This window comes from Vibrio sp. 10N.286.51.E5 (assembly GCF_041469125.1).
GTDB lineage: Bacteria > Pseudomonadota > Gammaproteobacteria > Enterobacterales > Vibrionaceae > Vibrio > Vibrio crassostreae_C.
The window spans coordinates 1-19,892 of sequence record NZ_JBFRJZ010000055.1 but is presented as its reverse complement, the minus strand read 5'-3'; the positions used below and the strand labels follow the sequence as shown (position 1 = coordinate 19,892).

At 44.9% G+C, this 19,892-nt stretch carries 17 protein-coding genes and 1 other RNA gene; 10 read left to right on the top strand and 8 right to left on the bottom strand.

Annotation, left to right across the window (positions count from 1 at the left end; translation table 11 throughout):
• Positions 1-148 precede the first annotated feature (148 nt).
• The 3 genes from AB4161_RS18760 to AB4161_RS18750 all read right to left on the bottom strand — a co-directional run bounded on the left by AB4161_RS18760 (position 149) and on the right by AB4161_RS18750 (position 3,569).
• A complete protein-coding gene (locus tag AB4161_RS18760; protein WP_372083892.1) occupies positions 149-1,519 on the bottom strand; it encodes an MBL fold metallo-hydrolase in 1,371 nt (456 codons plus the stop codon).
• 147 nt (positions 1,520-1,666) lie between these two features.
• Entirely contained in the window at positions 1,667-2,434 is a 768-nt protein-coding gene (locus AB4161_RS18755) for a 1-acylglycerol-3-phosphate O-acyltransferase (protein ID WP_061019473.1), read from the bottom strand.
• Positions 2,435-2,630: 196 nt separating this feature from the next.
• A complete protein-coding gene (locus AB4161_RS18750; protein WP_372083890.1) occupies positions 2,631-3,569 on the bottom strand; it encodes a hypothetical protein in 939 nt (312 codons plus the stop codon).
• 258 nt (positions 3,570-3,827) lie between these two features.
• Here AB4161_RS18750 and AB4161_RS18745 point away from each other — a divergent pair, with 258 nt between their 5' ends.
• The 6 genes from AB4161_RS18745 (at position 3,828) to AB4161_RS18720 (ending at position 11,731) form a co-directional block, all read left to right on the top strand.
• The gene (locus AB4161_RS18745; RefSeq protein WP_372083889.1) at positions 3,828-5,540 is read left to right on the top strand and encodes a class I SAM-dependent methyltransferase; all 1,713 of its coding nucleotides are present in this window, start codon (positions 3,828-3,830) and stop codon (positions 5,538-5,540) included.
• Positions 5,541-5,598: 58 nt separating this feature from the next.
• Positions 5,599-6,327 (top strand): DUF429 domain-containing protein, encoded by a 729-nt coding sequence (locus AB4161_RS18740; protein WP_372083887.1) that lies wholly within the window; start codon positions 5,599-5,601, stop codon positions 6,325-6,327.
• 81 nt (positions 6,328-6,408) lie between these two features.
• Positions 6,409-7,218: a M15 family metallopeptidase gene (locus AB4161_RS18735; RefSeq protein WP_372083886.1), complete on the top strand. Its 810-nt coding sequence runs from the start codon at positions 6,409-6,411 to the stop codon at positions 7,216-7,218.
• Positions 7,219-7,523: 305 nt separating this feature from the next.
• Positions 7,524-9,404, top strand: coding sequence for an ATP-dependent zinc protease (locus AB4161_RS18730; RefSeq protein WP_372083884.1), 1,881 nt, complete (start codon positions 7,524-7,526; stop codon positions 9,402-9,404).
• 259 nt (positions 9,405-9,663) lie between these two features.
• Complete coding sequence (locus AB4161_RS18725) at positions 9,664-10,728, top strand: HlyD family secretion protein (RefSeq protein ID WP_017059741.1); 1,065 nt, start codon at positions 9,664-9,666, stop codon at positions 10,726-10,728.
• Positions 10,718-11,731, top strand: coding sequence for a DUF2955 domain-containing protein (locus AB4161_RS18720; RefSeq protein ID WP_017059742.1), 1,014 nt, complete (start codon positions 10,718-10,720; stop codon positions 11,729-11,731). The genes AB4161_RS18725 and AB4161_RS18720 overlap by 11 nt, the downstream gene beginning before the upstream one ends.
• Before the next feature lie 113 nt (positions 11,732-11,844).
• On the opposite strand, the gene AB4161_RS18715 is transcribed toward AB4161_RS18720, so the two are convergent.
• Together AB4161_RS18715 and yfcC are read right to left on the bottom strand one after the other, a co-directional pair.
• Positions 11,845-12,852, bottom strand: coding sequence for a succinylglutamate desuccinylase/aspartoacylase family protein (locus AB4161_RS18715; protein WP_017059743.1), 1,008 nt, complete (start codon positions 12,850-12,852; stop codon positions 11,845-11,847).
• Positions 12,853-12,980: 128 nt separating this feature from the next.
• Positions 12,981-14,459, bottom strand: a complete 1,479-nt coding sequence (yfcC, locus tag AB4161_RS18710) for a putative basic amino acid antiporter YfcC (protein WP_372083919.1) — start codon at positions 14,457-14,459, stop codon at positions 12,981-12,983.
• A gap of 399 nt (positions 14,460-14,858) precedes the next feature.
• On the opposite strand from yfcC, the gene AB4161_RS18705 reads away from it, so the two are divergent.
• Both AB4161_RS18705 and AB4161_RS18700 read left to right on the top strand, forming a co-directional pair.
• A complete protein-coding gene (locus AB4161_RS18705) occupies positions 14,859-15,407 on the top strand; it encodes a recombinase family protein (protein WP_372083917.1) in 549 nt (182 codons plus the stop codon).
• Between the two features lie 42 nt (positions 15,408-15,449).
• Positions 15,450-16,382, top strand: coding sequence for an STM4504/CBY_0614 family protein (locus tag AB4161_RS18700; protein ID WP_372083883.1), 933 nt, complete (start codon positions 15,450-15,452; stop codon positions 16,380-16,382).
• A gap of 106 nt (positions 16,383-16,488) precedes the next feature.
• Here the strand turns inward: AB4161_RS18700 and ssrA are convergent.
• Together ssrA and smpB are read right to left on the bottom strand one after the other, a co-directional pair.
• Positions 16,489-16,855: a transfer-messenger RNA gene (ssrA, locus tag AB4161_RS18695) on the bottom strand.
• A 66-nt stretch (positions 16,856-16,921) separates the two neighbouring features.
• Positions 16,922-17,407, bottom strand: a complete 486-nt coding sequence (gene smpB, locus AB4161_RS18690; RefSeq protein WP_004735156.1) for an SsrA-binding protein SmpB — start codon at positions 17,405-17,407, stop codon at positions 16,922-16,924.
• A gap of 119 nt (positions 17,408-17,526) precedes the next feature.
• Here smpB and AB4161_RS18685 point away from each other — a divergent pair, with 119 nt between their 5' ends.
• Together AB4161_RS18685 and AB4161_RS18680 are read left to right on the top strand one after the other, a co-directional pair.
• A complete protein-coding gene (locus AB4161_RS18685) occupies positions 17,527-17,955 on the top strand; it encodes an SRPBCC family protein (RefSeq protein ID WP_010438915.1) in 429 nt (142 codons plus the stop codon).
• A gap of 3 nt (positions 17,956-17,958) precedes the next feature.
• Positions 17,959-18,267: an RnfH family protein gene (locus AB4161_RS18680; RefSeq protein WP_016796754.1), complete on the top strand. Its 309-nt coding sequence runs from the start codon at positions 17,959-17,961 to the stop codon at positions 18,265-18,267.
• A gap of 145 nt (positions 18,268-18,412) precedes the next feature.
• On the opposite strand, the gene AB4161_RS18675 is transcribed toward AB4161_RS18680, so the two are convergent.
• Positions 18,413-19,789 carry an IS4 family transposase gene (locus AB4161_RS18675; RefSeq protein WP_102319739.1) on the bottom strand — a complete coding sequence of 459 codons (1,377 nt, stop codon included), beginning with the start codon at positions 19,787-19,789 and terminating at the stop codon, positions 18,413-18,415.
• Positions 19,790-19,892 lie beyond the last annotated feature (103 nt).

The window sequence follows — 19,892 nt, the reverse complement described above, 5'->3', positions numbered from 1 at the left end:
GGCTGACATATGGATGGTGGGATAAGTAGGTTGGAATATATCACCTGCATCAGGTGAGCTAGCAGGTCTATGAGACTATGGCTTTTGAAGGTTTGATAATTGAGGCCTTAATATCTACCTAGTAAAAGTTGTTAATTTGATGCCTGTTTCAAACAACTACGAACCCTCGCGCCTGTAATTCTTTAGCGAACTCAGACTGAGTATTTGGTTCGCCGTGAATCAAATGCACCTCTTTCGGTGGAGTCGCGATGCCCTCTATAAATTGGTAAAGATCCTCTTTATCAGCATGGGCAGAATAGCCAGACATGCCATGAATTTGAGCATTAACCTCAACGTCTTTGTTATCAATAGAAACCTGCATTTCGCCTTGTTGCAGCTCTCGTCCGAGCGTCCCGTGCGCTTGATAGCTCGCTAAAATTACATCGGTTCGTTTATCGGGAAGCAAGGCAGATAAGTAGTTCATTATCCTGCCGCCCTGACACATCCCAGAAGCTGCGACCACAATCGCGGGTTCACCTGTCGACTTTAGGCGATTCACGATTTTCTTGTGCATTCGATGCCCATCAACGGTAATGCACTGTTCAAAAGCGAGTGGGTGACGTTTCAGTTCAAGACGCTGCTTTGCTTCTTGTCCCCACAACTCTTTAAAGCGTCGGTATGAACGTGTCACTTTCTGAGCCGTCGGAGAATCGAGAATAATAGGAATATCGCTACTGAGTTGATGCTCAAAGATCAGGTGTTCGATATCAAAAAGCAATTCCTGCGTTCTGCCGATACTAAATGCCGGAATTAGAATAACGCCACCGTCGAGCAGTGAACGATCAATGATTGCTTTGAGACGCTCAGCTCGCGTAGCAATATCATCATGTGTACTGGTGCCATAAGTGGATTCGATAAACAGATAGTCGGCTTGTCGTGGTGGCTTAGGATCGGGCAGTAGTGGTGTGTTACTTGGGCCTAAATCGCCAGAGAAGACTACCACCTCTTGGTTGGGTAACTTAATCTCGATATAGGCAGAACCTAAGATGTGCCCCGCAGGTTGAAAGCGAGCATACAGAGTATTTGGCCTATCATGATCCTTTCCGTTGTTTTGCTGTTTAGACGTGATTGGAAACCACTCCCCGTAAGGCTTGGGAGCAATTAACGAATGAATCTTTTTGAGTATCAGCTTCGACGGTTTATTGCTGAGTCCTTGCAGCTTTAAGCCATCCTCAATCATTAAAGGGGCAAGTTCAGCGGTGGCTTGCGTGCAATAAATCGGTTGGTTAAACCCACTGGCGAGTAACCAAGGTAATCGGCCAATATGATCAATGTGAGTATGGGTCAGCAGCAGAGCGTTGAGGTGGGATGTTTCAAATTCAATATCAAGAGGGCGAGTGTCCGCACCTTGAAGCTTTTTACCTTGAAGATCTAAACCTTGAAACAGGCCACAATCGATGAGCACCGCTTGGCCCGAATCTCTTAGCTCGTGACAAGATCCTGTGACAGTATGTTTGCCACCATGGTGAATCACTTCCATCGTTTACTCCCATTGCTCTATAAAGCCGTTAACGCAGGTTTTTATTTTGCGGATAAGCGCCAGCAAGTAAAACAAGAACAATGAGAGTTGCGATCGTTGAGTGTCTTTTTAAGTAACTGAGCGATGACTCAGTGGTTTCGTTGCGAGTTAGTTCGTAGAAGAGCGGTCTGAATCCAATTCTGGATTTTGTTGCGCCTCTAAACGAGCCACTTCGGCATCAAGCTCTGCTATTTTCTCTGCCATGAGTGCGTGACAGCGATTGGCCAGCTCTCTTGCATCACTGAGCTTGTATCCGGATACATCGATAGGTTCCAGCATCTCGGTGATCACAATGCCATTATTGGCTCGATTAAAGTCGATCTTATTGTGTGTGGTGCTGGTACACATCGGGGTGATAGGCACGCCAGCTTCAATCGCCATTCGGAAAGCGCCCGTTTTGAATGGCAGTAGTCCACGCCCTTTACTTCGGGTTCCTTCAGGGTAAACCCAAACAGACAGATCTCTCTGATGAATCGCTTCCGCCACTTGCTTGATGGTATCGCGTGCTTTGGACTTGTCTTCGCGGTTAATCATGATGTTACCGGTGATCCAATACAGCAGGCCAAAGAAAGGTACGTACAACAAATCGCGTTTGCCCAATGAAACAGTGCGTGGTCTTAGCATTCCTGGGTCGGTTACAAAGTCTAATATGCTTTGGTGGTTAGAGATGTAGACGCTGTTTTCTGGTGTAGGGGCATTGTCTAGGCCGCGCTGCACCAGTTTTACACCGATGATCTTTTGGAGTTGGTTGAACCAACGACAGAAAACGTACACATGCTTGGGGTTCTTGGGGCTAAACAAGCAGTAAACAAAAGCACATAGAGTGGTGAAAATAATAAACACCGTAGCCAAAATAATACGAAGAACAGCAAGCACAATTCACTCCTTACTCACCGCAGATGGCAGTGATTAAATAGTTTTAGATGCTTGAAGTTTTCACTCTATTTAACCGAATTGCAACAATTAACTGTGATAGGGGGCTATTTTTAGATCTTTATATAAAACAAGGACTAACAATGGGTGTTTGACACAGTTATCGAGCTTACACGTGTTCACCAGTAATGGCTTATGATCACCAATACTGTTTATTTGGATCCGATTTTTCTACCCACTCAGGATCTTGACGCGATTCTAAGTAGAGTTGTAGGCCGTTATAAGACATGAAAGCTGCAGGGCCGCCGAGGTGCTCGAAATAGTCAAAATACTCATCTTCGAGAGCACAAAGGTGGGCTAAATCTTTAACCTTGTTAGCCAGCGCCCACTGAATGGCAAATACAGGCGCTATTGAGCCTGAAATATTCACCTTTTCGACGTTTGGGTTAAACATGGAATTAGCTTGCTCAAGCAGTATCTCTTCTTGCTCAGACTCTTGTTGTAGTACCTCTTCGACGATCTCCGAGCGCTTGGTATTAGAAACACTCTTGTTCAGCTTGGCGATTCGCAGTGCGTAGCTAAATCGGTCTGATGAAACGATGTCGACAAGCTGCGATAACAGCTCTTTGTCTACGCCTGCTGCTTTGGTGAAATAGTCGATACATGAATTGATTGAGGCATAACGAGTACCGTCAAACTCAAAGCCACTGGTTTCGTCGTATACCTCAAGTGGGATGTCATCAACCGACAAAGGCCAGCCTTTATAATCGACGCGTTGCTTGGCGATTTGATACATCTTCCAAGCGCTGCGCCCAAACCCGCCAAGTGTCGAGCCCGAGAAATCAGAATCAATAAGCTCTTGCTCCGTCCAGTTCTCACCGATGCCAAGGTGCTTAGCGTACTTGTCTATCAGAGTGTGTTTTATTTGATCGCGCACAGACCAAATTGAGGTCAGATTCTTTGAATAGTTAATTCTCGCACACTCATTACAAGCCGGCAGTGCTATCGGTGAATGGCCAATCTTGGCAACTGCCTGCGTTGTCTTAGGGAATTCAACAACGTTACTGGAAGGCTCACCACAAAACCAACAGGTGTGGCGCAGGTTGAATGGAGTATCTATGTGCGAGTATGTGTTCATTAGTTTTTATCGGCTAGGCGCTTTAGGCGAGTTATTCATCTTCAAACAATTATCTCTGTTCGCACGTCAGCTTGCACCTTGTTTGTTTTTGTTTTGCTGACGAGACTGATTCGCCTGATGAGCTTATTGGGTGGATATTGATATAAAACAGTCACTAACGATAAATATTGCTCGGTGTGGCTGAACTTGCATGAGCTGCTAGCAATCGCCTAAGCTCCCCATTACTATTGAGATAGACTCCTTACCCCAATAGCGCATATGTCCTCATCGATTCCTTTTTACGATAAAAATGCTCACACACTTTGCCAGCAGTACAACTCAGTGACGTTCGAGACGGTGCATAAAAGCTGGAAGGCTTATTGGCCTTTAGAGGGCGATAAAGTACTAGATGTCGGTGCAGGGAGCGGTCGTGATGCGCTATGGATGCACAATGCCGGAGCTGATGTTCTTGCGATAGAACCAAGTACTTCATTGCGCGAGCAAGGCTCTGAATATACAGGTCCAAGTGTTACCTGGATTGATGATTCACTTCCTTCGCTTAGCCGGACTGAAAACCTCGGAATGCGTTTTGACTTGATATTGGTGAGTGCTGTTTGGATGCATCTCGCTCCGTCTCATCGAGAGCGTGCATTTAGAAAGTTGTCTAACTTGCTGGCTCCAAATGGCAAGTTGGTGATCACTCTGCGTCATGGGGCGTTTAAAGACAGTCGACAAGGCTATGAAGTCTCGGTTGAAGAGCTCGAGCGTTTATCAAAAAACAGCGCCTTGTTGGTTCGTCATGTTGATGATAGCCAAGACACATTGAACCGCAGTGAAGTGTGGTGGCAAACCGTGGTGATGACACTGCCAGACGATGGCTCCGGTGATTTGAACAAGGTGCGCCGCATTATTGTGAATGACAATAAGTCGGCCACATACAAATTGGCCTTGTTAAGAACATTACTGCGAATTGCGGATGCGCATTCAGGCGCTGTGATTGATCGAACTGATGGAAAAATTTCTCTACCAGTGGGCTTGGTTGCTCTGTATTGGGTTAGGCAGTTTAAGCGACTGATTGATATCGACATAGAAGGCGCTGGGATTCAGCAAAATAGCAACACAACGAAGGGACTTGGGTTTGTAAAAGAGGATGGGTGGAATAAACTCAAACACCTAAGTGCTGATGACCTAGCGATAGGCACTATGTTTCTCGGCGATGAAGCCAAGGCTCTACAAAAGCTATTTTCACAAACGATCAGCACTATTAAATCAGGACCTGTGACTTTTATTTATCAAGGCTCGAAAGACAACCGACTATTCGATATATACCCACCTCAGAAACGACGGAAGAGCCGAGAATCACTGCTCATTGATAGTGAGTTCTTAGAAAGCTTTGGCTATTTCACTCTCGATGAAAGCCTGTGGGAGTGCTTTAGAATCTACCACTCTTGGATTGAACCGCTGGTGGTGAATCAATGGGTCATGGAGATGCAGCGTTTCGAGTTGAACCGACAGCGAAGTATCTCATTGCAGACGTACCACGACTGCTTGGTATGGATCGATCAAAACCACGATACTCGCGATGTGCGTAAACGTGTCGAGCAACTTAGATCTGTTCGTGCCGACATCGTCAGCGTGTGGAGTGGAAAATCATTAAAATATGAGTATCACGTTGATCACTGTTTGCCTTTCGCTTACTGGCCAAACAACGATAAGTGGAACCTCTTTCCTACTACAAGCAAAGAGAACTTAAGTAAAAGTGACAAAGTTCCTACGGCTGAAAAGCTACGCTCGTCTAAGTCGCGGATTCTAGAGTGGTGGCAACTCGCTTGGAACGATTCGGCTCATTTTGAACAACAATTCTTTTCAGAAGCCGCGCTTTCGTTACCTAACATCCCAGCGCAGTGTCGAGACTTTGAAGAGGTGTTCGATGCAATGGGCTTGCAGGTACGTGGTGTAAAAAGCAGACTGCTGATTAGTGAGTGGCACTGATCATTAAGTGGGCTAGTTATCCCAAATAGCCCTCAACAAATTAATCATCGATAACATAATGAAATACATCGGAATTGATGGCTGCAAGTCGGGTTGGATCGCTTGGATTGTCTTTGGCAATGAGCCACCTACGTTCAAAGTGGTAAACACGCTCGATGAGTTGGTTGATGATCTTACTGGAGCAACAACGTTAATCGACATGCCTATTGGCTTTAGCGATTCGCTTACTCCAGATAGATTATGCGATAAAGCGGCAAGGCGTTTTCTCACCAGCAAGCGTGGATCTTCCGTGTTTCCTGTTCCGTGCCGAGAGGCGGTTTATCAAATCGATTACATTGCGGCGTGCAGTGCCAATGTGGAGCAGCTTGATAAGAAGTTTTCTAAACAGACTTGGGGAATTGTGCCCAAGATCCGTGAGCTTGATGAGCTTATTGAATCTCACCCCAGTCTTTCTATCAGGGAATCACATCCTGAGGTGGTGTTTGCAGCTTTGAAAGGCGAACCGCTGACGTTTTCCAAACGAACGCAAGAAGGCAAAGAGGAACGGCTTTCTATTATTCAGCAGCTATCCCCTCAATGGCGTGACCGCTTGTCGTTGGCCATTTCAAATACCAAACGTAAAGACGCCGCGATAGACGATATTTACGATGCGTTCGTACTTATGTTAGTTGCCTATTACGCTCCGCAATTATCGACCTTACCTGAACTTTCTGATGTTGGTGGAGAAGCTGACAAGGATCAGAACGGACGAGTTAGAGAGATTGTTTACTGGAACAAAACACGCTAACAAAGCGTGCGCTCAACTTGGCTTAATATGCTATTTTCCAACTTCTGCTACTTTTCACTCTTACTATTTTGAGTTTTTGATATGAAACGTTTTATTGTCGGCTGTCTGGCCACTGTGCTCAGTGCAGTGAGTTATGCCCAAGTTGCCCCTATATCTCAATGGCAATGCGACATGATGAAAAAGAACAATGTCTTGAGTAGTGGTGCGCCCGTTGGTTGTGAGCGATTATCCAAAGTGGACTTCGATTTCATTAATTTCAAAGGGGAAACGCGACAGGGCAATATGATCGTGCTTGATGTGGTTGCGCCTGCTGTTGAACAAATCTTTTCAGAGCTTAAACAGCGCAATTTTCCTCTTCATTCTGCTCGCCTTATGCGTGAATTCAGAGGGGACGACAACGCCTCAATGGATGCGAACAACAGCAGCGCGTTTAACGCTCGGCCTATTACCGGAGGAGGAGGTTGGTCGAAGCATGCCTATGGTGTGGCGATAGACATCAACCCAGTTCAAAACCCTTTCTTAGAGTTCGATAGCAACGGAAGAATAACGGTAAAGCCTTCACAATCTGCGACAAGCTATGTGAACCGTACTCGCTTTCGTGCGCGTGATGAAATAGAACGCCGCGGCATGGCTGAAGATGTGGTGGAGCTGTTTGCCCATCACGGATTTATGATCTGGGGAGGGGATTGGAATAGCCCAATCGATACTCAGCATTTTGAGGTTGGATCAAGAAAGTTCGTTAGCCAACTGCTCTCTAAACCACAACCTGAAGCCAAGGTGTTATTTGAGCGCTACGTCGAATCTTATCGACAGTGCTATCTCAAAAATAAAGGTGAGGACGCAGAAAAAGCTCGGGCTATCTGCGCAAAGAAAACAGTCGGGACTTTTTAGTGCTATGTTTATCTAGAACCGTTTGTGTTTTAGCAAGTTAAACTCGCTTCAGGTGTGTTTTGAATAGCTAAGGTCAGCGCTCGTCGTTGGCCTTTTTTGTATTCATTTCTTCAATAGAACACCGAGCATTGAAAAGGTTATTGGGTATCCATTAGTCAATAATCGATAAGCGAATGCAGCGCAAAGTCATCGGTTTGTCATTGAAAAACTCATAGCGTTAACGTTATGTGAGAACCATTGCTGGTGGGGGAACTCTTCGCTGAAACGCCAGTATTATTAGTGAACTGATCACAACGGACCAACTAATGAAAAAGATACCTTTGGCTCTAACTCTTTTAAGCACTCTACTTTTTTCACAATACACTTTGGCTACTGATACTTCACATACCACTCAAAATCCAACTTACGAACTCGATGGTAAGTCGGTATTAGGTCGTACTGAGAACGTGTACTTATCTAGCGTTCAAGGGCTAAAAGACGTTCCTTTCATTGGTAAAATTGATACCGGTGCGGAAACCACTTCTATGCATGCTGAAGACATTCATGTGAAGAGCTCTAATCCCGATTACCAAAACCTCAAAGACAAAGAGTTGATGGCGGCGTTAACCGAAGACCTGTTGAACAATTCCGATGTTGATTACGATGATTGGGATGGCAGTACCTTTGCGAAATATGAAGCTGTGGTGTCCTTCAAGGTTCAAAACCCACGCACCGGAGACATGGTATTAATCGAAGCGCCTTTAGAGCGTGTCAGCATGATACGCAGCCGCACTAGCAGCACGCCTTTACTTCGTCCTACCGTAAAAATGTCGCTCACCATTGCGGAGCAAGAAGTAAAAACCGATGTTAACCTGACCGACAGAAGTCACTTCTCTGCGCCAGTATTGATCGGCAAAACCTTCCTTGCGGATAACGCGCTGGTGTTTGCAGGTTACGACTATTTACAAGAGCAAGAGAACGCAACGGTGGTTGGCCGTAAAGAGGTGGTGTCTATCTCGGGAATGGCGATGAATGCGACCTTCTCTTTAAAGAATCGCTACAGCATTTTGCATGCAAAAGACATCGACATAGACAAAAAGAACAAACAAGTGACGTTTGATATGTTCGACAACGACGGCAAGCAAAAAGAGATGACATTGCCGTTGGTTCGTATGTTAAGCGTGAGCGGTAAGAAGAGACCTTTGGTGTATGTGCCTGTTCAACTCGATGAAAACACAACTAAAGACGTTCTGGTGTACCTACGTGAGCGCTCGAGTCGTGAGTCGCAATTGAGATTTGGAACCAGCACCGCCAGCGAACTCTTCATGATCGACACCAGTGCTGAGAATATTTTATCAGAAGGTTCAGAGAACTTTAGTGATGTAGCTGAGTCTGGTGAGCCTATGATTATCTCGCCGGAAGAGGACATCACCCTAGATGATTTCCCACTAAAGGCTGTGGCTTCCTTCACTGTCAATACGCCTTTGCTGAAGGTCGACAGTTTTGAAATGACAGGTAAAGGCAAAGATGCTTCCGTTGAATTTTATCTTACGGATGTAAATGGTGAGAAGCAGAAGGTGACCAAGCCAATTATTAAGAAGCTTAAAGTCGGGGATGATACTCGTCCGGTTGTAAGTGGTGAGTTTGCGGTGTCTGGAAAAGTGCGTACGCAAGAGTTTGCCATCGATGTGCTTAATACAAATGAGAAAGAAGCGTACTTTATTTTAGGTAAGAAGATGGCAAAAGAAGGCGTTTACGTTAATACGCGTTCTGATTACCTTCTGAAAGCTGAGCCACTGTTTAAAGTAGGGCACATTGAAGTAGTAGAAGTGAACGGCATGAAGTTCCCGGCCAAGCTCGACACTGGCGCGGATGTAAGCTCAATGAACGCAGTCAACATCAAACGATTTAAGAAAGATGGCCAAGACATGGTGAGCTTTACTTATCAAAACAACCAAGGCGATAAGCAAGATTTCACCAAGCCAGTGATTGATGTAATGCGCATTAAAGCCAAGAAAGGCGAGAAGGTAAACATTCGCCCTGTAGTAGAAATGAAGGTTAAGCTCGGAGACCTAGAGAAAGAGGTGAGGGTAAACCTTCAAGACCGTTCTCGCTTCGAATACAGCATGATCCTAGGTAAGAACTTCTTGAAGCACGGCGCAGTAGTGAGCAGCGATGAAGATTACTTGTTAGGTGATATGGAGTAACCCCTAAACTTATCTAAGTTCGTAGCAGAACAGATCTAAACAGCCACACATTTCATTAATGGGATGTGTGGCTTTTTGTTGATTGTTGATTGTTGATTGTTGATTGTTAATTGTTGCCGTGACAATATTTCAAGTAATCGTTTGTTTTTACTCAAGAGACAGATCGACTAGACTACAATGAAGTGGAATTCACTTTAATTTTTTAAAACATCGTATTCGGCAGGCGAGTAAATCGTGCTGTCGGATCGAGAGAGAGAGCATGTCAAAAGCAGAAAAATCTTCGCGTAAGCTTAGTTTAATTATTATTTCGGTTATTTTAGTAGTGTGGCTTTACAGTTTGTGGGCCGACCGCGTCACACCAATGACGGGGATCGCCCGTGTTCACTCTTATATTGTGCGTATTGCTCCTGAAGTTTCTGGCAATATCACGTCTGTGCAAACTGAAAATAATCAGGTCGTTGAAACGAACCAAGTGTTGTTTGAAATTGATGCTCGAAACTATCAGATCAGTTTGCGTTCCGCTGAAGCGAATCTTGCTCAAGTCGGCCAAAATATTGGCGCAAGCACAGCGGCGGTTAACGTTGCACAAGCGAAAGTGACCGAGGCGGTTGCGGCTCGGGATAATTCTCGAGAGCAAGCGAGTCGAGTGAGTGAACTCGCCAGTAAAGGGCTGGTTAGCCGCTCTGAATTAGACAACGCCATAGAGAATCGTGATCGTGCTGAAGCGTCATTGAAAGCCGCAGAAGCCTCTTTGGTTCAGGCAAAACAAGCGTTAGGGCCAGAAGGGAGTGATAATCCACAAGTGTTGGCGGCGATTGCAGCCCTTGAGCAGGCTCAGCTCAACTTACAGAAAACCCAAGTGATGGCTCCTTCTCATGGCGTGGTGAGTAACCTACAACTGACGGTAGGCCAGCGAGCAACCGCAGGCTCACCTGTTTTGACCTTTGTTGATCCGCGAGAGGTGTGGATATCTGCGTTATACAGAGAAAACTCGCTAGAGCATATACAAGTCGGGCAAAGAGTTGAGATCGTATTGGATGCGTTACCGGGGCGAGTGCTATACGGCACGGTTGATAGCATTGGTTGGGGAACGGGTGGCAGCAATAGCACTGACCAAGAGACTGGCTTTTTAAATTCAGACACCAATTCTATTGCCGCGCAGCGCTACCCAGTCAATATTGTGTTTGATCATGGCGAGGTTCCAAGCAACATTCGTTTTGGTTCACAAGCCACAGTGGCTGTCATGACAGAGCAAAGTACCCCAGGTGAGTGGCTTGCTCAGCTTTGGATGAGAATTCTAAGCGTGTGGACTTATGTTTCATAGCTCAGCTAACTCCATTATTCGATTGGTGTTACTGCCGCTTTCGCTATTGTTCTACCATCAACAAAGTGGGCAGATGCTCGCTGTTTTGTCGCCCATATTTGTTGTGATGTTCATGACATTGATGCCATCCAAACCACCGATTAATTTAATATTAAAGGTGATTGTTGCATTAATCTTAATCAGCTTTGGTGTGGTGTTTTTTGGTAGTGTATTGGTCGACTCGCCAACCGGTTTTGTCCTCTATTGCTGGCTATTGCTGTTCTGGAGTTATCAGCGTAGCCATCAGAATACAAAAGATATCATCGCGACACTGACCATTATCGTGGTCATCGTGATGGTGGTGGTCAACAAGCAGATGCATCTCCCAATGGCGGGATTGCCCCTATTGTTCTTTGAAAAGCTGGTGATAGCTTTGATCGTCACTTACTTGGGGTTCTGGTTGTTCCCGGGGGATGAAGTGAATGTCCTTCCGACTGCGGCCGTTTCCGATGCGCCCACTACTGGTGACTATATCATGGTTGCATTTAAAGCGACCGCGGTTGTGGTTGTGCTGGCGATTTTGGTAGGAAATTCGGTGTCACAAACGATGTTGATTGCGATTACGCTTGGCAGTATGTTGAAAAGCCCATCGAATCACGACCACCGTACATTCAGCCGAAACAAGCTTGTCACCACTGGCGTTGGCATTCTGTTTACGTTACCTGTGATGATCATGATGGTGTCAGGCGCTCCAATCTTGGTTATTTATGGCGTGAGTTTGGTGTGTGGTTTGCAACTTGCGTGTTTTGCTATCAGGCGGCAGGCGAATCTGACGATTTATCAGCTCTTGTTTACTAATTTTACGACCTTGGCTTATCAGATCATCAGCCACCCAGGATCTGCGTCCCTCTCGGCACAAATGACACGTCTATTTGCCATTGTTTGTGCAGTCATGGTTGGCGCAGTGGTACTGGGCTTTCTCAGCAGTAATACTAATCATAGTCATACCGATCACAGTAAGTGATTAATATTTATAAGTAATAATAAGGGGATAGCTCTGCCGAGTTATCCCCTTTTCACAATATGGGTTAACGACTCAAATGCCATCAGTAAAGAGCCATTTGATGAAGTGACGTGTTACTTCAATAGTCTGACTAACAAAGCGCCCGGTTCACGCATCGGATCTTGATTGACACTGAGTACATAGCCATCAGCAGGGGCGTAATAACGTTGTTTTTCAGAACCAAAACTATCATATTGAATTGAAATCAATTGTTTTGATTGTACTGATTCACTGACCTTAACTTGAGGGAGAGCGAAACCACCGACATTGGCTCTAATGGTCACCGTTTCTTTGCCTTCAAAGCAGGCATAGTGAGGCTGATCTATCTTTGTAGAGATGATATTTTCCGAGTGCAGGATATTCATCACGCCATTCACTGAACGCTCAATGAGGTCGGGTTGTAAAACCTTTCCAGAACCAACCTCGACGGTGATAGCGGGCGTACCACTTTTATTGAGCTGCGTTTCTAAAACGCCATCATCACCTGGATCATCAAAAATACAGTCAGGATTGATCAATCGAGCCATTTTGATTGCTGCGGGGATTCGATAATCGGCAAAGACATACAAAGGATACTCTGCTCCGCGAGTTTGGGTATGCAGATCGATAGCAAGATCCGCATTATGGCTGAGTAGGTTCTGCCAAATTGAATGTGTAAAACGTTGTGAGGCATCACCGTTCGGGTTTCCAGGGAATATACGGTTAAGGTTTGCTGGGGATGCATCCGGATCCGATGAAATAAAATCTCGGCTGTGCATCAACATACCTGACACATTAATCATCGGAATAATGATGACTGTGCCGTGTATCTCCTCGTTTACGAGCTTTTGAATGACCTTCTGTGCGGTAATAACTCCATTTAATTCATCACCATGAACGCCTGCCGTTACCATTATTTTGCGAGCATTTTGACTTTGCTCACCGCGATAGACGACCACAGGTAAATGATGATTTTGACCAACACCGTTAGTTTGTGCCTCAAACCAGAAACGATGGCATCCCATCGGTAAGTCATCAACATTGAGTTGAGATATTACAGGGTGTCCATTTAGAACATCATTGGTATAAGTAGTTTTTCTCACACTAGTTTCCTTTGTCTCTGGTTCACAATCTATTCTGAGTCTGTGTTGGATGATTGTTATTGAAAGCTGTGATTAAAAATGGGCAGTAAACTGCCCATTGAGATACACGTAAATATTGAAAGGCGCTGTTATGCAAAACCCAGCAGGTGAGCCGCAACAATAATAACGCTCGACAAGCAGAATAGCAGCACGATAAAGCGCCAGCAGAATTTTGCCCAATCACCCCAGTCAATGCGGCATACACCTAGTGTTGCCATCAAAGAAGCTGATGTTGGGACGATGATATTGGTAAAGCCATCACCTAGCTGGAATGCTAAAACCGCGACTTGACGAGTCACACCTGCTAAATCGGCGAGTGGCGCCATTAATGGCATCGTTAGAGCTGCCTGCCCTGATCCTGACGTTACAAAGAAGTTGAAAATAGCTTGGAAGGCGAACATCAGCCAAGCAGCCATCGCTTCTGGCAATGCACTAATCACACCGCCCGCACTGCTTAAGATTGAATTCAGTACGCTTGGCTCGGTTGCATCGCTGCCGCCGCCTAAAATCAGCAAGATACCTTTAGCACTACCCACAAGAATAGCGGGCGCTAGCATCACACTTGCGCCTTCCTTAAATGAATCGGCCATGTCGTTGATGGTCATATCATTTAATCGGAAAATAACACCGATTAAGCCAGCAACAAATCCCATAGTGAAAAACTGAGAGGCAATTTCAGGAATGTACCATGCGTGAACCACTACACCCCAAATAACCCAGGTTATGCTCGCTATCACGGTGAGAATCACCAACGTATCGCCGATATTCCAACGTGATTGAGTCAAGTCTCCTTGTTGCTTCTTGAAGTAAACATCACCAGCTTTACTGTAAGATTTCGAAGGGTCTTTCTTTACCGAATTCGCATACCACATCGTAAAAGCGATGCCGAGCGCGGTGAAGAAAACCCATAGAGCGATACGCACCGATGCCCCAGATAAGACAGGTACACCAGCAATGCCTTGGGCAACAGCAACAGAAAATGGGTTCATCCAAGAAGCAGCAAAACCAATCTGAGTCGCTACGTACGTCACCATTACCGTAGTAATACCATCATAGCCAATACGTACCATTAGCGGCGCGATAATAATGGCAAAGGCGACGGCTTCTTCACCCATACCAAATACAGCCCCACCGAGCGAGAACAGTGCAAATAATACTGGAATGAAAAGAGATTGACTGCCCTTGGTTTTGTCTATGAGACGCAAGATACCGTTATCAATAGTACCTGTGCGCATCACAATGCCGAAAGCACCGCCAATCACAAGCATAAACATGATAACGCCGATTGCTGAACCCCACTTAGATCCAGACACTAAACCTTCAAATACGAAGTTCATTAAGCCGATATCACCACCGCTGGCGAATAGTCCGACAGTATTGTAAATCGGGTTGCCTTGGGGGTCGGTGTGATAGGCAAATGAAGCTGGATCTAGAACGGTACGAGTTTTCTCTGCACCATCAGAAACATAGCTGATGTCTTGTGTTTCAAACATGCCTGCAGGTATGACATATGTCATTGCAGTCGCAAGCAACGCGATAAAGAAAATTAGCACCAGAGTATCTGGCATTTTCCATGTCTTATTTTGGATGGTATCCGATGTTGTGGTTGTCGTGCTCATTGTCAGTTTTTAGCTATAATTAAGATTGGCATAAAATATCACTAATTAAGCATATAATGTCAATTTTAAGTTGGTTTTTGGCTTGTTTGGTGGTGTTATGTTCTTGTTTTTGCGTGGCATGATGGTTTTTATTTTTAACTTGTTATTGCCTGGTTTTATTTAGAGGTAAAAAGTCCTAGCTCAGGTGCTTTTTAAGCAGTGCGGTAAGTTTCATAGAGCGACTCTGGATATATAAAAAACTATACCTTATGACACTGTATCTAAGGTTGTCTCAAAAGTATTGACTTAGAGTTTTGATACATGCAATCACTGTAAGTGCTAAGAGGTTTTGAGACACTAGGAGTAAGCATGGCGAACGTAGGTTACATTCGAGTTAGTACAGCAGAGCAGTCCACCAGCAGACAGTTAGCAGATGTGAAACTGGATAAGGTGTTCGAGGAAAAGGTATCAGCTAAGACAGTAGACAGACCACAGCTACAGGCGTGCTTGGATTATGTCAGGGATGGTGATGTGCTGCATGTTCACAGCCTAGACCGTATCTGTCGTAGCGGTGCAGGTGATGCTGTAGGGCTGGTGGAGCAGATGAACCAGAAAGGTGTATCGGTACAGTTCCACAAGGAAGGAATGAGATTCGATGGTGTAATGAGTGCAGCGCAGAAAGGTGTACTAGGGATACTGGCAGCAGTGGCACAGATGGAAAGGGAATTGATTAAAGAGCGTCAGGCTGAGGGGATAGCAGCAGCGAAGGCAGCTGGTAAACACATAGGTAGACCGAAAGCACAGGTGACGAAAGAGGATGTGCAGAAGCTATTGGATAACGGTGTACCCAAAGCTAAAGCAGCCAAGGAGTTAGAGATAGGCAGGGCAACATTGTATAGGTTACTTGGTGCACAGTAGGCGGTATAATAGGAAGCAAAATAATTAAAGTAAGGAAGAAACGTGGCTGTATTTGATTTGTACTCTACGAGAAATAAGCCGAAGCACCCTGAAGTGTATCAGTATGAAATGGCTAGCCAGAAACTCAGAACGCAGTTGACACAGATTGTCTTTGCGGCAATTGGTACAAACGTGTCTGGTGGTAGTTACTACGCAACATCATCATGCCCATCTGAGGGCGTTTACGCGCAAATTTATGAAATTCTTTGTAAAGAGTATGGTGAGTATAGGCTGATGGGGTTCGAGCGTGGCTGTGACCAATGGTTGCGTAACATGTTTGATAATGCACCTTTAGAGCAGTTCCTAGACACGCTAGAGTTAAGTTGTAAGTTCATAGATTTCGTTGTTAGAAAGAACTTTTACAGACATTCTCACGATGACTCAGCAACACAGAAGCCCGATGATGCACTGAAAGAAATCAATGAGCGAATGAAGCGTGATGGGTTTGGGTTTGAATACAGCGATGGAATCCTCATTAAAGTAGATGAGCAGTTTATTCATGCAGAGGCGGTTAAACCTGCACTCTACATCTTGCAGAATTATGAAGCTCCTAGACAGGAGTTTTTAGAGGCACACGAACATTACAGGCACAGTAACTTTAAAGAGTGTTTGATGAGTTGTGGACGTGCGTTTGAAGGCATGATGAAAATTATCTGCGACAAAGAGGGATGGGAATACAATCCAAAGAAAGCAGGGGCAAGTAACTTAATAGCTCTATGTAAAGATAAAGGGTTGTTTGAAACTCATACTCAAGAGCATTTAAATGGGCTTGCTAAAACTTTAGAGTCAGGTGTACCGCCAATCAGAAATGAAAAAGCAGGACACGCTAAGCCAGAACCTATTAAAGTCTCTGAGCACATAACGAAGTACACGTTGCATTTAACGGCGGTTAATTTGGTGTTCTTGAACGATTGCTACGAGGCAATGAAGAAGTGAGATACTACGAGTGCCGCAACTGTGGCACTTTAGTGTGGCACTCATACAAAAACAGCGCTATCCCAAAAGGCGCTAACCTATTGAAATAACGCTGTTTCCAAACGTTTGGTGGAGCTGGCGGGAGTTGAACCCGCGTCCAAAAATCATTCATCATTGGTACTACATGCTTAGTCGATCTTTAATTTCACCAGCAACCTGCGAACCGACACGCTAGTTAAAGGCTAACCTGAATTATAATTCGCGCTTTTCCTCTCAGGTGGGAGAAGCCACGCTAGCTAGTTTGGGTTTGATCTCTTATTGGTCCCCGTCTTACGAGCGGAAGCTAGGGTAAGAGAGCTCTGAGCAGGTTATTAAGCTGCTAGTGCGTAGTTTTCGTCGTTTGCGACTATTTTTTTGCGGCTTTTAACGTGGCCAACCGCCCCACGGCATGCACCTCAGACTTCAAAATTCCTGTCGAATCCTAAATCAGCCCCAAGTGTTATTTGCATAGTACCAGAAAAGCTTACCCTGTCTAGCACTGTGCGTTTAAGTGCTTAAAATTAACGCAAATTACTCTTCATAATTCGTGCTTTATCTCTCGCCCAATCTTTTTCTTTCATATCAGTACGTTTATCGTGCAGCTTTTTACCTTTCGCTACGCCAACTTTAATCTTCGCCCAAGAGCGAGACCAGTAAAGTGCGGTTGCGACAAGCGTCATGCCTTCACGGTTAATACGACCGATAAGGTTGTCGAGTTCTTTTCTCGACATTAATAGTTTACGGATACGTGTTGGGTTCGCCACGATATGAGTACTCGCTTGAGTTAGCGGAGTAATCGTCATACCACTGATGAATGCTTCGCCATCTCGGATGTATACGTAGCTTTCTGCGATATTGGTTTTGCCTTCACGTAGGGATTTTACTTCCCAGCCTTGTAGCTCAAGCCCCGCTTCTATCTCATCATCGATGAAATATTCGTGGCGAGCTTTCTTATTAAGCGCAATGGTATTACTACCGGCTTTTGATTTTGATTTATTCTTTGCCATAATGGCCTCATTATACGGAATGCGCCCTAGATGGGGAATCCTTTTTATTTGCGCTCTGGCCCAATACAATTAAAATTGCAGTTTGTGTTAATGTAACGCTGTCTTTAACAGGAGTCTATATGCCAAAGGTTACTCGTTCAGCATTAGTGTCTTTTAGTGCCGACCAGATGTTCAGCTTGGTCAATGATGTTGCTCGTTATCCTGAGTTTTTGCCAGGATGTTCTGGTTCTCGTGTGATCGAATCTTCAGATTCCGCGATGGTGGCTTCGGTTGATGTCTCTAAAGCTGGTATCAGTAAAACATTCACTACGTCGAATCGAATGGCGGATGGTGCTGAAATTTTAATGGAGCTGGTAGATGGCCCGTTTAAGAAGCTGGAGGGGGGCTGGTATTTCACTCCTCTAGACGACCAAGCATGTAAGGTTGAACTTAAACTAGAGTTTGAATTTTCTAGTCGAATGATTGAAATGGCATTTGGCAAGATTTTCAATGAACTGACAAGCAATATGGTCAGTGCTTTTACTCAACGAGCGAAACAGGTTTACTAAGCCATGACTATTGAATCAGATATGATCCACGTAGAAGTTGTGTTTGCGCTTCCACATGAGCAGCGTGTATTTACCTTAGTGGTAAATAAGAACGCGACCGTTGAAGAGATTATTGCGCAGTCTGGTGTTTTAGAGTTGTATCCAGAAATCGACTTGGCGAAAAATAAAGTTGGCGTATACAGCCGCAACGTTAAGTTAGATGCAACCGTTCGAGATAAAGATCGTATCGAAATTTATCGAGCACTGTTAGCCGATCCAAAAGAAATTCGCCGTAAGCGTGCTGAACAAGCGAAAGCGGCGGCTAAATCGTAATACCAAACAAATTTGAATGATAAAGAAGCTCGTATTAGCGAGCTTTTTTTCATCTGTTTGTTAGACAATACAGTCTACAGTCTCATTTGTTAGCAGATATTAAAAAGCCTGCTCATATGAGCCTGTCTCTTGATCACAAGTCTGGTTAATCAAGAGACTTAGCGAGTTCATACCCTTCAAGGATGGTTTGTAACCTAAACCATCCTTGCCATAACGTCTTTATAGAAGCGCGCCCCGTTCGCTTGGTATTCTTCCAACCACCTAACCGAGCAATACCGTTGTAAGCCCATGATATATTAGGCGCTTCTTTCGGTAGTTCTTTCTTCTCCAACTTGAGCCACATTAACTTCCACGCTTTGCCTCTTAATACCCGCTCACAACTGGTCTTAGATAACTCGTCTGATTCATTCATAAACCTCAACTGGAGTAACCGAGTCGCGATAAAAGCCAAAATAACGCTGAGCCTCTCTAAGTTGTCCTTACTTTGCATTCTCAGTTGCTCAACCTCTGTCCCTTCACTTTTCCAGACTTTATGAAAATCTTCTATCAGCCAGCGCCGCTCATAATAACTGACGATTTTGAGTGCCTCTTCCTTGCTCGTTATCGGCTCAGAAGTCAGTAAGTGCCATACGAGCTTATCGCTACTCTCTCCTTGTTCTATACATCCCACGTAGTAAAGCGGAATGTTATCGAACTCTTTCTTGTTAGCAGGAGACTTGAGTGTCACGGGGGCATATTTGATATCTAAATGAGCCTTGCGAGCTTTACGCCCCCCTTTTTGCGGTATTTCGAGCACTTTCTCTCCGGCTGATAACAGGGTAGAGGCATAGCTATAAAGACGATTATCATGCTCTTCAATACAGCGGCTTTGCATTGAGCGAACGATGAACCTTTGTTGTTGCTCTCGCTTGTAAGTGAGGTATTCAAATAGGTCGGCTTCTCTATCGCACACAGAAATGACATCCGAAATTTTATCGCCAAGTCGCTCAGCGACATGGCGAGAGGCTTGTTCCCACTTATAACTTTCTTTCTCTTTGTATGGTCGAGTCGCATGCTGGTGCCTTTGGCCTCGCTTTTCTATATCACGAGTCCAGCGCTGTTGTTCAATTAAACCAATAACAGATTGAGTGTCGGGAGCAAAAAGTAAGGTTGAGTGTACGAACATGGCGCGATGTCGGTTGCCTTGATTGGAGTGCCCGAGTTCATCTCGAATGCTGCGATGGGAGTAACTGAGAGAAGTGGTGTCTTCTAAGGCAAGAAGTGTTTGTTGCTCTAATGCTTCTTGTGCGGTGACATAAAACCCCGCTTCTGCGATATCTTCTGCTTTGATTTGCTCATTACGGATGAAGCGATAAGCCCCTTCCATTTCAGCAGGGGAGATAATGAGTTTCGAGACGGGTACACCAGGTTGCTCGGCCAGTGAGGCTGCGAGAGTAACGAGTCTTTGAGTGCGTCTAGGGTCATTTAGGTGGGCTTGACCGAACTGTTTTTGTGCCCAGAGGGTTGGCTCTATATAGGTCATGATAATCATCCTTGTCATTGCTTAGATGATCAGATCATGAAACCTAAAAATAGTTCAAAAAAAATCCCCAAGCGTGGCTTAGGGATTTGTGTATAAGAGACAG